Origin of the sequence: Acidithiobacillus sp. IBUN Pt1247-S3 (genome assembly GCF_041146875.1) — a bacterium.
GTDB lineage: Bacteria > Pseudomonadota > Gammaproteobacteria > Acidithiobacillales > Acidithiobacillaceae > Igneacidithiobacillus.
In genome coordinates this window covers 75372-88562 of sequence record NZ_JBFRXP010000005.1, presented here as the reverse complement: position 1 = coordinate 88562, position 13191 = coordinate 75372, and the positions used below count along the sequence as shown (strand labels likewise).

At 59.7% G+C, this 13191-nt stretch carries 12 protein-coding genes; all 12 read left to right on the top strand.

The genetic code is table 11. The annotated features are described in order from the left end of the window. Window positions 1-60: 60 nt before the first annotated feature. The 12 genes from AB4090_RS05195 (at window position 61) to AB4090_RS05140 (ending at window position 13177) form a co-directional block, all read left to right on the top strand. Window positions 61-1338, top strand: a complete 1278-nt coding sequence (locus AB4090_RS05195) for a DotH/IcmK family type IV secretion protein (protein WP_369572804.1) — start codon at window positions 61-63, stop codon at window positions 1336-1338. Beyond that, window positions 1338-2546 carry a DotG/IcmE/VirB10 family protein gene (locus tag AB4090_RS05190; protein ID WP_369572803.1) on the top strand — a complete coding sequence of 403 codons (1209 nt, stop codon included), beginning with the start codon at window positions 1338-1340 and terminating at the stop codon, window positions 2544-2546. The genes AB4090_RS05195 and AB4090_RS05190 overlap by 1 nt, the downstream gene beginning before the upstream one ends. Further along, complete coding sequence (locus AB4090_RS05185; RefSeq protein WP_369572802.1) at window positions 2543-3679, top strand: hypothetical protein; 1137 nt, start codon at window positions 2543-2545, stop codon at window positions 3677-3679. The genes AB4090_RS05190 and AB4090_RS05185 overlap by 4 nt, the downstream gene beginning before the upstream one ends. Before the next feature lie 16 nt (window positions 3680-3695). After that, window positions 3696-4229 (top strand): hypothetical protein, encoded by a 534-nt coding sequence (locus AB4090_RS05180; protein WP_369572801.1) that lies wholly within the window; start codon window positions 3696-3698, stop codon window positions 4227-4229. Window positions 4230-4257: 28 nt separating this feature from the next. Continuing rightward, a complete protein-coding gene (locus tag AB4090_RS05175; protein ID WP_369572800.1) occupies window positions 4258-4635 on the top strand; it encodes a DUF6750 family protein in 378 nt (125 codons plus the stop codon). Between the two features lie 3 nt (window positions 4636-4638). Continuing rightward, entirely contained in the window at window positions 4639-5409 is a 771-nt protein-coding gene (locus AB4090_RS05170) for a hypothetical protein (RefSeq protein WP_369572799.1), read from the top strand. Continuing rightward, the gene (locus AB4090_RS05165) at window positions 5406-6857 is read left to right on the top strand and encodes a hypothetical protein (RefSeq protein ID WP_369572798.1); all 1452 of its coding nucleotides are present in this window, start codon (window positions 5406-5408) and stop codon (window positions 6855-6857) included. Before AB4090_RS05170 ends, AB4090_RS05165 begins: the two co-directional genes overlap by 4 nt. Then, window positions 6850-7512 carry a DotI/IcmL family type IV secretion protein gene (locus AB4090_RS05160; RefSeq protein WP_369572797.1) on the top strand — a complete coding sequence of 221 codons (663 nt, stop codon included), beginning with the start codon at window positions 6850-6852 and terminating at the stop codon, window positions 7510-7512. The genes AB4090_RS05165 and AB4090_RS05160 overlap by 8 nt, the downstream gene beginning before the upstream one ends. Window positions 7513-7571: 59 nt before the next feature. Next, window positions 7572-10598 carry a hypothetical protein gene (locus AB4090_RS05155; protein WP_369572796.1) on the top strand — a complete coding sequence of 1009 codons (3027 nt, stop codon included), beginning with the start codon at window positions 7572-7574 and terminating at the stop codon, window positions 10596-10598. A gap of 297 nt (window positions 10599-10895) precedes the next feature. After that, complete coding sequence (gene iscB, locus AB4090_RS05150; protein ID WP_369572795.1) at window positions 10896-12308, top strand: RNA-guided endonuclease IscB; 1413 nt, start codon at window positions 10896-10898, stop codon at window positions 12306-12308. Beyond that, window positions 12308-12583: a hypothetical protein gene (locus tag AB4090_RS05145; RefSeq protein ID WP_369572794.1), complete on the top strand. Its 276-nt coding sequence runs from the start codon at window positions 12308-12310 to the stop codon at window positions 12581-12583. The genes iscB and AB4090_RS05145 overlap by 1 nt, the downstream gene beginning before the upstream one ends. A 102-nt stretch (window positions 12584-12685) precedes the next feature. Beyond that, the gene (locus AB4090_RS05140; RefSeq protein ID WP_369572793.1) at window positions 12686-13177 is read left to right on the top strand and encodes a hypothetical protein; all 492 of its coding nucleotides are present in this window, start codon (window positions 12686-12688) and stop codon (window positions 13175-13177) included. Window positions 13178-13191: the final 14 nt, after the last annotated feature.

The following is a 13191-nucleotide window of genomic DNA, read 5'->3' as shown; positions in this document are numbered from 1 at the left end:
GAAACTGCCCGTGAATCGGGCAGTTTTGTTTGCGTTGGATATCCTGCTATCATATCAAATATGGCGTTATTGAATGGGAGTCGTATGGATCGCTTACCCCTGAACCGCAAAGGTGTGGTGGTGATGGTTTCCCTGTTTTGCGGGGGGGTGTTGACGGGTATCGAACCCGCCTTCGCCGGGGTGGTGACCGCGGACACGTCGTCATCGCAAGGTGGGGGGAAGGCTGCCACTGCGGATGCCCGGGGAGAACCACAGGTATCCCCGGAGCGCGCGCAGACCTCCCTGGATGGTGGTCAGGGCATCTATTTTCTGCCGCCGCTTCCCGGGCGCCCAAAGGATGTCCGTCCGGGTGTCGATATGGAATACCAGTCGGCTTCTCCGCTGTCCACCAGGGAGATCCAGTGGGTGAAACAGCAGATGGCGGACTCGCAGTATGCGATGCACGAAACGAGCCCCCTGCGGATCGACAACCCCATCCTGACGGTCAACGTGGGGCCGGGGAGCCAGGTTCCGGTGATCCGGCTGGCGCGTGGGTACGTCACCACCCTGTCGGTTGTCGATGCAAGCGGCAACCCCTGGCCGGTGACCGCGTATGTCGTGGGTGGCAACGATGGCTCCGGGTCCGCCGGATCCGGGATGTTCGCCATCCAGGCGGCTGGCAATGTTTCCCTGAAGGTGGCTGCGACAACCGCGAAGAGCGGAGCGAATCAGGAAAGTGACGCAACGCTTCCCCCCAATCTCATGACGATTTCTCCCAGATTTTTTGGCGCGGCTTCCAATATGGTCGTTACTCTGAAAGGCATGAGTACGCCGATCATGCTGGATCTGCGTACCGGCAAGCCTGACGGTAAATCCGTGGATGGCATGGTGACGTTGCGGATTGACCGGATGGGGCCGGACAGCCCGACCCCGGTCATGCAGGCGCCGCCGCCCAGCCCGGTGGAATCCAGCCTGCTGCTGTTCCTCGCGCAGACCCCGCCGAAGGGGGCGGTGGACCTGCATGCGAGTGGTGGCTATGGAGTGGTTGCCTGGAAGTGGAACGGCAAAACCATCGTGCGCTCCCGGATACCTCTCGCCATGCCGGCATGGACGGCAGAGATATCCCAGGACGGTGTTCGGGTGTATAGCCTCCCGGAGACACGGCAACTGTTGTTGCGCGCGCCCTCCGGAATGGAGCCGGTGACGCTGAACGAAGCGGGGGAAGAATGGCGGAATCCTGATGCCAACTATCTGTTGTCCACTCCCGCGAAGCCCACGCCACAATCTCCGCCGCCTGCCCCTGCACAAAAGTCCTCGGCTCGCATCGTCAAGTTGAATCTTGCAAAAGGAAATTCCTGATGGCGCAGAATTCCGGTACCGGAAAAAGCTTTGCCGGGCTCACCCTGCACCTGTCTGGTGCGCGCTGGGTCATGGTGGGCGCGGCGGTTCTGGTAATCGCCGGAGCGGTGACGTTCATCCTCGTCCGGGACTCTTCCGGCAGCCAGTATCAGGGAGCATCCGTGAATACGCAGGCGCCCAGCGTTCACAACACTCCCGGCAAAAGCTCTCCGCAGTACGCGAAGGAAGTGGATTCCTATAACCAGCGGCAGGGACAGGCGGCGGAGAATTCCGGAAAATCCTTTTTCGCCGTGCCTGTGACCTCCGTTACGTCCGCATCCTTTTCCTCATCGGCGCCGGCAACGGCGAAAACGGATTCCTCGCAACGGGCGCAACAACAGGCGGCGATGAACCGGTATAACCAGTCGTTCTCCGGCCCTGCACGGAACCCGGCGCAGCCCGCGCCAGAGGACGCCGCGGTGGCACAGGAGATCAAGCTGATTGGCGAGACCTTTGCCAGGGGTGGCGGTTCTCCGGCGCTGGTTCCCGTGATGCAGCAGCAGGGGGGGATGGCAGGCGGTGCGGGAAAGCTGAACTGGCAGGGTGCCGGGCAGGCTTCCGCCGGGCAGGCTTCCAGCCCCAGCAAAAAGAAAACCTATGCTGTACCGGATGCCGGTGACATCATTTATGGGGTGATGGATATGGAAGCGGACAGTTCCGTGACCGAAGCCCCGGTGATGGCAACGCTGTTACAGGCCCCCTTCCTGAAAGAGAAAGTTCTGGGGAAGATTACCAAGCCCAAGGGTGTCAACCGGCTGGTGATCCGTTTCAACACCCTGGTGCTTCCGGGCGGGCAGACGCAGGGCATCGATGCGTATGCGGTGGCTCCCAAAACCACGTTGCCGGAGATGGCGACCAGTGTGAACGAGCATATCCTGGCGCGCACCGGTGCTTTTCTGGGGTCCGTGTTCCTGTCCGGTGTGGAAGGCTACGGCCAGGCGGTTGCGCAGCAGGGGGAAACGGTGAACAACGGGTTGATCGGGACATCCACCACGTACAATTCCAATCTCTCCCCTGCCCAGTTGAACGCAATCGCGGCGGGCTCCGCGGCAAAGGATTTGCAGCCATTGAACCAGGCATTCTCCAACACGCTGACGGAGCCGAATACGGTCAAGGTGGCGGCGGGAACCCCTTTTGATCTCTTTGTGGTGAAAGGAGCAGGCAAGTGAGTCAGTATCCAGAGGAAAACGGATGGGTAGAGGGGGACGGTGACTCCGGGCAGAAAGAAAAGCCTGCCTCCGGAAAGTCGCGGGTTGCGCCGGAAAGCTCTGAACCAACTCCGAAAGACGGCATGGACCGGGTCGAGCCGGTCTTTCTGGTGGACGCCGAAGTAGCTGACGTGGCTGACGGGAAAAAGGGAAAGCGGCAGAAGAAGCCAGGGAAGCCCTCCTCTGGTGGCGGCTTGTCTACCCGAAAGATTCTTCTTGCCATGGGTGGAGTCTTTTTGCTGGGTGGTGTTGGCCTGGGTGGCTTCTGGTACCTGCATCAGCCTGCCGGAGTGGAATACCAGCAGCCTGACCAGCAAGCGTCGGGCGGACCTCGCGGGTACCCGGCGGGTGGCCGGGAAATGACCATGCAGCACCATTCATCCGGCGATGCCATTCCCATGGATCACGGGGATCAGACTCCGCCCATGGCTTCGACGGTGTCGCCAAAGGCTCCGGATTCCGCAGGTGGTTCTGACGAGGTTTCCGGGATTTCCGGAATACCGATGCCCTCCCTGTCCGGTGTTACGGCGTCTTCCGGATCGGCTGCCAACGCTGCCGCTTCCCTGCCGGACCTGCCGCCTGCCACGGGCGCTTCCGGGTCGGCGTCTGCGGTATCGTCGTCCGTGGCGTCTTCTGTGGCGGCGCCGGTGACATCGGGTTCCGCCGTGCCGGCTTCCGCTTCCGCTCCGGCAACGTCTGCGGTGGCACCAGCGGCAGAAAGCTCTTCCGGCGAACGGAAGGCGGCACTGATGAAAAAGCTGGCCCAGACCCGGCAGGAACTGGCGCAGACGGAAAAGGAACTGGCGAGCCTGCGCGCGTCGGAAAAAACGCAGGACGCCGCCACACCAGCGCCTCGGGTGATCTATCGCACGGTGGTACGCACCATCTACCGGAACCCACCGCATCCGCCTGCGGGCAAAGCTCCGGCGCCTTCCGGGGCATCCGGGATGCCGGACGGCTATCGCATCGTCGGTGGTGCCGGGGACCGTGCGGTGTTGCGGACTCCATCCGGTGCGTTCCTGACCATCCAGGCGGGGGACCGCGTGGATGGGCGCATCGTGCAGTCCGTCCGTAACGGACAGGTAACCTGGTAAGCGCCGGGACTGCAGGATGAACTCGTCCGCACAGGATCAGATGATCTCGAACCTGACCGGCATGGTCACTTCGTTGTGGCCGCTGCTCATTTACGTGATCATCTTTACCGGCATCCTCCTGTGTGGCTGGTCGATCTGGATGTTCATCCAGGCGCAGCGGGGCGGGAACGGAGGGAAAGGATACGTTGCGACGTTTTTTGCCGGGGTGTTCATGACGAACATCAACGCGATGCTGAATACGGCTTCGGAGTCGTTTTTCAACACCAGTTCCCCGGCGTCGCTGACCCTGCACATGACCTCTGGCGCCAGTGGAGAGTATGGGCAGGTGGTTTCCCTGCTCTTCGATTTTCTGGCGCTGATCGGGCTGTATGCGTATTACAGGGCGTTCCTGCTGCTGCGGGAAGCGGGAGAGGATCGTCATGCCATCGGGCCTGCCCTGTGGCATTTTGCCGGTGGGGTGGCGATGGTCAATGCCCAGACCCTGCTGCAGGTTCTGGGGGTCAGTGTGGGTGGGCTGTTTCAACAGGTGGTACAACATATCCTGGGTTGATTTTCTTTGGAATGGAAGGAGTAACGTAATGGAATATCGCAAGAAGTCATTCTGCGGCAAGGTGGCGCTTTCTGGCTGGGGTGCGGGGATCGTCGCGATGCTGGCGCCAGCCCTTGCCCAGGCAACGGTGAGCTTTTCGCAAATCGCGAACAACGGGCAGAGCACGGTGCAGTCGTTCAGTTCTCTGGCCGTGTATTTCTTCATCTTCATCGGCATCGTCATGGTGGGTGGCGGCATCGTGATGTGGATTCTGGCGCACAAGCGGCAGCAGCCCACCTGGCCCGGCATTGCCATGATCATCGGTGGCGTGTTGCTGGTTTCCCTCACCGCGTTCATCTCTTCTGGAAGTGACACGGTGTTTGGCAGCGACCAGAGTCAGATGTCCACCGTGGTCAGCGGGGGGTAAGCGATGCTGCTGGGCGTTAAGCACGGGCTTTTTCGCATTCACGATCCGCAGGTGGAGGAAGCCGACCAGGAATACCAGACGATCCGGTATTCCGTGTTTCGGCGGGACCGGTATACCTGCAGGTTCTGCGGCATGCGCACGGTACCGGCTTCGCCCAGCAGTTTTTCCGGATTTTTCGAGATCCATCATGCCGATGATGATCACCGCAACAACGATGCGGATAACCTTTTGACCGTCTGTCCGTTCTGCCATTCGGTTTTCCATTGTGGAAACGCGGGGCACCGGGAGTCCGGCAGCATCATCTGGCTGCCAGTCGTCCGGCAGGAAGATCTTAACCTGGCGGTGCATGTTCTCTTCATTCTCCTGTCCTACGGGGAAGAAGGGAATTCGTTGCTGGAGAACGCGAGGAAGGCCAACAACCAGAACTTTGTCGATCAGGCACTGAATATGGCGTCCCGGGCTGCGGAGCTGTACGAAACCCTGCGGCAGTTGATGGACGATGCGGATCGGGAAATCGGCATGGGAATGTCGAACGCTGCGGTTTTGGGGGAGTCGCTGACCATGCTGTATCGGGATGACCCAAAGCTGTATGACCAGCGTGCCGCATTCCTCCACGGAGCGCGGTTCCTGCCGGATTACGACTATTACCGGCAGGCGAGCGCCTATTGGGCCGCGGCCAATACGCACAAGAATGGCGGCGGCGAGGTCATCTCCCCACAAATGCTGGTTTCTCATTTTCAGCAGTTACAGCGAGTGATTGGGAAAACTTCATGACGAAGAACGGGTTCGTCCTCTTTGATGACGAAACGGCCCATGATACGGGGTGGGTGCTGGCGGAAGGAGAACCGTTACAGCGCATCTCCGGAACGGCGGAACTGTCATCGGACACGGTCTGGTGGACCAACCTGTCTTACGAGACTGCCAACCTTTCCGGTTTGCAGGGAGCGCGGTTTCGCCGGGGCACCTATTTCTCTCACGACATCCACCGGATCTGGCAGGAGCTTGGAGTGGATGAGGGTCCAGAGCAACCGATCCGGGTGCGCTGCGACAGCGTTTTTGATGGAGCTTGTGAAAGCAGCCTGCATCTGCGCCTCCATCTGGCCAACTGGGTTTTCCGCAAAACGATGGAAGTGACCAGCGACTTTCTGCCGTTGACCGTGCCGCCGCTGAACGATCTGGCCCATGGCATCCGGGAGCGCATCTTCCCGGACTGGAACCGCTTTTTTGTGGATGAACCACCGCCTGAGTTCTATCGGGATGCCCTGGAAGCCGCCAACAAGGCATATCAGCCGGTCCCCCGCATGGTGATGCAGGAATCCGGGGAATCGATCCTGCCGAAGACGCTGCGGCTTCCGGTGGACCGCGCGTATCATGCCTGGATGCTGTTGCACATGCCGGTCCCGATTGGTGGCTGGCGCAACCTGCAGGATGGGGTGCGGATCCTGAATCGCAAACCCGATGGATTTGTCCGCCAATGGTTGCTGGAGAACCCCGGCGCACTGTTGCGGGTGACGATGAAGCGATGTTCCGAAGAGATGGAGCCCATCGTCAATTATGGTGCCAATATCGACCGGAATGCCCGATCCGGACACTGGCTGACTTCGGTGGAACTGGAATCCCTGATGGACCATTGCGAGTTCAACCTGCACGAAGGGGTGCTGGCGGAAAAGGTGCTGTCACCTCTGGACTTCCTGGAAAAACAGGGTCTGCGACCGGAGCATCTGACGGAAGAGATTCTGGCGGCGCGGGCGCCTTCCTATCCGTTCCACCTCTTCATGGACAACCTCTGGCGCGCCTTCTGTGGCCCCATACCGCGGGCGCCGAAGGGGCAGAAAAACCCCTTTGCGGCCTTTCTCCGCTCCGCGGATCGCATGGTGCTCATGCAGCGGGCCGCGATTCTGCACCGGAAGGGAATCCAGGTGGTCGGTTATGGCTCTGGCGGCGTGTTGATTCAACCGCCGAAGTCCGACCCCAGGAACTGGGTGGCCGATATCCTGTCGGCAGGGTTGTTGCCACCACTTTTCCCTGCCGGGACTTTCGCGCTGGAGGAAGTGGAGGACATGGTGGACCTGTACCAGCCGGAGACCGGGCTGTTCTCCAACACCTCTTTTTTACAGACCTGCCTGTTGATGGGCGACCTCAACAGTCTGGTGTATCTGGGCGAGGAACTGTCGCTGTTCCTGCCAGAAGTTCAACCTATCGAGGAAACCGCCAATGGATGATCAGACAGGAAAACAGGACAGGGAAAAACCGGAAGGTGGCGGCGTCGTATTGATTGAGGAGTCGCGGGGATTTTATCGGGATGGCTACCGGAAAATCCTCCGCCTGCTGACCATCAGCGCCACGCTGAATCTGGGGCAGATCGTGGTGCTGGCGCTGGTCATCTATTCGGCGATGCACGTCAAGCCAATGGTCGTTGCCGTGAACCCGTCCATGCAGGTGCAGCCGGTGGTGCCCCTGTCGGAACCGTATGTGTCCGATGCAGGGGTGTCCGCATGGGTCACGCGGGCGTTGCAGAACACCATGGACATCTCCTTTTCGCAATGGCAGCAGAACCTGAGCGCCGCGTCGAAATACTATCAGCCGGATGCCTTCAAGGCGTTGATTGCCGGGCTGAAAGCCAATGGAACGCTGCCGAAGATCGTCAACAACCGGCTGAACACCGTGTTGATGCCGATGTCGGCTGCCTATGTGCTGAAGTCCGGAAGAATCGACGGCGTGCCGGCCTGGATTGTCCGCGGGAAGTTTCAGATCACCTATCAGGGGGCGACCGGTAACGAGGCCACGCAGATCATGGATACGCAGGTGATCGTGCAGCGGGCATCCCTCCTGCAGCACCCATCCGGGCTGGTCATCCGCAGTGTGGTCATGAAATAAGGGGGCAGCATTTGGGCATGATCGATTTTCTGGAAGAGGTTTCCCGCACCTTTTCCGATATGACGAAAACGGGGTATACGAAATACCTGACTGACCTGGAAACCGCGGATGACGACACGACCTTCGCGCTCAATGACAGTTCTCTCAGCACGCTGATTGAAGTATCCGGGTTGATGACCCTGGCGGGACGGGAGGAATTCCAGAATATCTCCCGCATCCTGACGGAATCCCTGTCCCTGCTCATGAAGACGCAGGGGATTACGGTGGCATTCTACTTCCAGTATGACCCACAGGATAAAAGTCTGGTCCACAAGAATTTCGAGGGAATGCGCAATACCGCGAAAAGCCTGCAATTCGATATGGATGACGTATTCTCGGACTGGGAGCGTGCGATGTCGAGGTATGTACACGGGGAATCCGTATACATCGCGCTGACCACACGCCTGTCGAAGCTAGTCGGTTATCAGAAGAAAAAGGCGAAGGCCGCGATCCAGGAGCAACAACGCAAAACCCTGCCTCTGCGGGAGTCGGTATGGGCCTCGCAATCCATGGACAAAGGGGCGGTGGAGCTTCGCAACAGCCATGCGGCCATGGTGGCTTCTTTTGTGCAGAATCTGGGGCGGGCAAGGATTTCCGCCCGCCCCTGTGAGGTGCATGATGCCATCCGGATCATGCGTGGCGCCCTGTTTCCGGTCGGAGAGCAGTATCGCGCCCTGCTCCCCGGAGACCGGCTTTCTGTCCGGTTCAAGGACAAGCTGGGCACGATGTATGGGCCAAAGGATACACTGGAGATTCACTATCCCTCGTTGCACAGCCAGATTTTTCGGCAATCCATGGAGCTGGAGGGAGGCGCCATCCGGATTGGAGACCGCTGGTTTCAGGGGATCACCATGTCGGTTCCCCCGGAAAACCTCTCTTCCATGACGTTTAACACACTGTTGCAGCGGATCAACGGCGCGCCGGACCCCTTTCCCTGGCGAATGGCGATTCATCTGGATAGCGGTGGTCTGGATCTGCTGGGCATGCGGGACACTCTGGCAACCTTGTTCGCAGGCACGTCATCCGTCAACCGGAGATACAACCGGGCGGTGAAAGAACTGCGCTCGCTGTATGAGGTGGAAGGTACGGCCATCGTGCGGTTTCGTTGCACGTTCTCCGTGGAGGCGTCCTCGCGGGAGGAACTGGCGGATCGCTCCAGCCGCATGATTGCCGCCATCAACGACTGGGGTAACGCCGATGCCGCGAAACCGTTGGGCATGGGGCAACCGCTGGCGCTTTGCGCGACCATTCCGGGGCTTCTGTCGAAAAGTCCGGCCCCCAGTGCCGCAGCGCCCCTGTCGGATATTCCCCGTTTCGTGCCCCTGCTGCGTCCCGGACAAAACTGGGAGGACGGTATGCCGCTCCGCAGCCCGGATGGATGTTTCCTGCCGTATCGCGAGGGGTCCAGCAAGCAGGCTTCGTTCATCGAGGTGGGGATTGGGCCATTGGGATCGGGCAAATCCGCTACCCTCAACGTGATCAACCTGTCATTCCTGATGGCAGCCGGATTGCCGCGCATGCCCTATCTTTCGGTGGTGGATATCGGCCCCAGCTCCAAGGGTGTCGTGAGCCTGATTCAGTCCGGGTTGCCGGAAGACCAGCAACATCTGGCGGTGTACAAGCGCATCCAGATGACCCGGGAGTACGCGGCAAATCCGTTCGATACCTGGACGGGATTCCGCTATCCGACATCGTCACAGAAATCCTTTCTGGTGGGGCTGGTTACCCTGATTGGCACCCCTGTCGGGTATGACCAGGCGCCGAAGCATCTTCCGGACCTTGCCAACCTTCTGGTGGAAAAAGCCTACAGCCGGTACGCTGATGACAAGGATAACGCACAACCCAAACTGTACCGCCCGATGGTGGAGGCGGACAACTATGATGTCGAGGTTCTGGACAAGGCCATCCAGGAAGAGGGGATTCCGGTAGACAGCAAAACGACCTGGTGGGAACTGGTGGACGCATTCTTTCTCAAAGGCATGCGGCACGAGGCGGAAATCGCCAACCGGTACGCGGTCCCTACCCTGAAAGATATCGCCGCGCTTACCAGTGAGCAGGATGTCGTGGCCTTTTTTGGAGAAGAACTGACTCGCGCGCTGCGGACCTCACTGATGGGCGCCATCAGCCAGTATGTTATCCTGTCGGAGCCGACCCGCTTTACGTTGCAGGGAGCCAAAGTGGTGGCGCTGGATCTGGATGAGGTGGCGAAGAAAGGCAGCGCGGTGAGTGACCGTCAAACGGCTGTGGTATACATGCTGGCGCGTCATATCGTGTTGAGCCGTTTCTTCTTTGAGGAAGGGGATATCCGGGGCGCGCCCAAAGACAGGGCATACCAGGAATATTACCAGAAATTCTATGAGGATTTACGCATCGATCCCAAGCGCATCTGTTTTGATGAGTTGCACCGGATCACCAAAAACTCCACGGTGGCCGGACAGATCGTCTCGGATGTCGAAACCGTGATCCGGGAATCCCGAAAGTGGAACATTCATATTGGACTCTACTCCCAGTCTCACGAAGATATACCCAAGATTATGCGGGATCTGGCAACCACGGTGTTCATCTTTGGCGCGAATGATGCGAAGGTGGCGTCGGAGTCCGCGGAATGTTTCTCCATGGGAGATACCGCAGCGGAACGCATGCCTGGCGACTTGCGAAAACCTTCCAGGGAAGGCGCAACGATGATGGTCAAGTTTGTGCTGGATGACGGAGTATCCATACAGTCGCTGATGAATACCGTGGGGCCGATCACCCTGTGGGCGATCTCCAGCACGTCGGAAGACAGCAGCCTGCGTTCGCGCCTGTATCGGGATCTTGGGCAGCGTCCCGCGCGGGCGATCCTCGCGAAGATGTATCCTGGTGGCACGGTGAAGGACACCAAGGAGTCCCTGCAGCGCAGTCTGGCGGACCCCAGGCATATCTGGGGGGAACGGTGGGACGAACACTACCGGAAAGCGAGAGCCATCGCCGGAGGAGACGCCGTCGATGTGATGGAGATGATTTATCTGGATGTCATGAAACGCGCGCGGGCGGAAGGGTTGGTCTGATGGGTCAACTACCCCGCCCTGAAGGGCGGAGCTTGCAAGGTGGTACGCAGGCTGGGTTGACCAGGGGGCACGGGTAGCACTGTGCAGACGTTTGTGACAGGTCGGTAAGACGCACCGGCGAATGCTTCCTCAGTTCGCCGCTCTGCAAGGCCGGGATCATGCTGGGCAAAGGGAAAGGCCCGAAGGTTCCGGTCGCTGCGGGAAACCGCAGGAGCCGGTTGCAAACCGCCCCGAGGGGAGATGGGCAGAAATGCCCACGTCACAAGTGGTCCGTAAGGGCCGGGTAAGGAGGTAAGGATGGCGGTATTTGTGTTGGACAAGCGAAAAAAGCCACTGATGCCATGCTCGGAGAAACGGGCGCGGTTGCTGCTGGAACGGGGACGGGCGCGCATCCATCGGGTGGTGCCATTCACCATCCGGCTCATCGACCGCAAGCGCGAGGATTCTGTGGTGCAGGATTGCCGGGTAAAGTTGGACCCAGGCAGTAAAACTACGGGCATCGCCGTGGTGCGGGAGAAAGAAACGGTGGATGCGGCTACAGGCGAAATCCTCCGCACTCTCACGGTGCTGATGCTGCTGGAACTGAAGCACCGGGGGCGCGCGATCCGCGATGCCCTCACCCAGCGCCTGGCGTTTCGACGTCGGCGTCGCGGGAAGCTGCGGTATCGTCCAGCCCGTTTCAACAACCGCACGAGGCCGGAAGGCTGGCTGGCGCCGTCCCTGCTACATCGCGTCGATACGGTGCTGGCATGGGTAAACCGGTTGATGCGTCTGGCGCCGGTGACGGCGCTGTCGCAGGAACTGGTGCGGTTTGACACCCATGCCCTGCACAATCCGGAAATCGCAGGCAGCGAGTACCAACAAGGCACCTTGGCCGGATACGAGGTCCGCGAGTACCTGCTGGAGAAGTGGGGCCGCCAGTGCGCCTATTGCGGAGCGGAAAACGTGCCGCTCGAAATCGACCACATCCACCCCAAAAGCCGTGGCGGCAGCAACCGTGTGAGCAACCTCACCATCGCCTGTCGCGACTGCAATCAGGCCAAAGGCAATATGCCATTGGAACAGTTTCTGGCGAAGGCTCCGGATCGAGTCCGCAAGATACTGGCCCAGGCCAAAGCGCCGTTAAAAGATGCGGCGGCGGTGAACAGCACTCGCTGGGCACTGTTCCAACGCCTTAAAGCAACGGGTCTGGACGTGGAAGTCGCCAGTGGCGGCAGAACGAAGTGGAACCGACACCAGATGTCCATTCCCAAAGCCCATTGTCTCGATGCGGCTTGCGTGGGGTGTGTTGACGCCATCCAAAACTGGCAGCAACCAGTTCTCGGCATTAAAGCCACCGGACGCGGCAGCTATCAGCGCACGCGGCTGACGAAACACGGTTTTCCGCGCGGGTACTTGACCCGAAGCAAAAGCGTCTTTGGTTTCCAGACGGGTGATCTGGTGAAAGCCATCGTCACGACCGGAAAGAAAACGGGCACCTATCTGGGCCGCGTCGCTATCCGTGCCAGTGGCAGTTTCAACCTCCAGATCGGAAACGGTCTGGTGCAGGGTATCCATCACCGCTTTTGCGCGCCGATTCAGCGGGCGGACGGTTATGGATATTTGTGGACCAAGATAGCACTCGACAGAGGAGATGCGGGACTGGGGCAGGCTACGCCTGCCGCGCTATCCCTCCCCGGCAGGAATGCCGGGGTTTCCCGCGCAAACTGATGGATGAGGAAAACCAGAAAGCGGAACGGGTTCTCGTTTTGGGAATGCTGGACGAGGACGGCGAGAACAGCGTCGTGCTGAACCTGTTCTCCTCCAGCCTGTCTCGCGTCGTGGCTGCTGCGGAGTGGGCAAAAGCGCACCCGGAGGTCGAGCATGTCGAAATTGTCCTGCACGGCGAAGAGCCGGACGTGTTGACCCTCATCATTCCGCGCGCCAGCTTGCTGGTAATCGTTGCGGATATGGACCCAGACGGGCGCGGCGTCACGCTGCAGTGAGCCGCTGTTTGACATACTGCTAAAGTAACGCTATATTATAGTTTATACGATTCGCTCCCGGGTGAGATGGGCTCATCCAGTCGGAGGAACCAGGGGGAACCAATGCTTCTCTATCGGCGCGCACCGGATGGTGCGGAATATCACTATCAGTTTGTCTCCATTGTCGGGAACCGGATTCGGTTACATAACCGGTATGGCGGGGAGAGCGAAAGCGATCTCGCGAAGGCCGTTGCGTCCGGGTATGTCCTGCGCTATTGCGAGGGGGAGTCTCCGGATCTGGATTGGCCTGGAGATGTGGAGCGGGTAGCGTCCCCGGAAGAGGCTTTTCTGGAAGTGCCGGCATCCTTCCTGCCGGCGCCGGAAGAACATGGCCTGCCGCCAGAAGAAGGAATGCAGGGCGCGGGGATGTCAGCATCGGTTCTTCTCGACAAATTTCGTGATATCCATGGTGGCGATTGCGAGGTAACCGTGGTGGATGTTGGCAGATCGACGTTTGCGCCGGATTCCGGGACAGAAGAGAAGCTGGACGCTGGAACAGAGAAGCCAGAACGGAAACCCGATAATGGGTCGGATCTGGATTATTTGTTTTTCTAATGCTGGATAGGGGG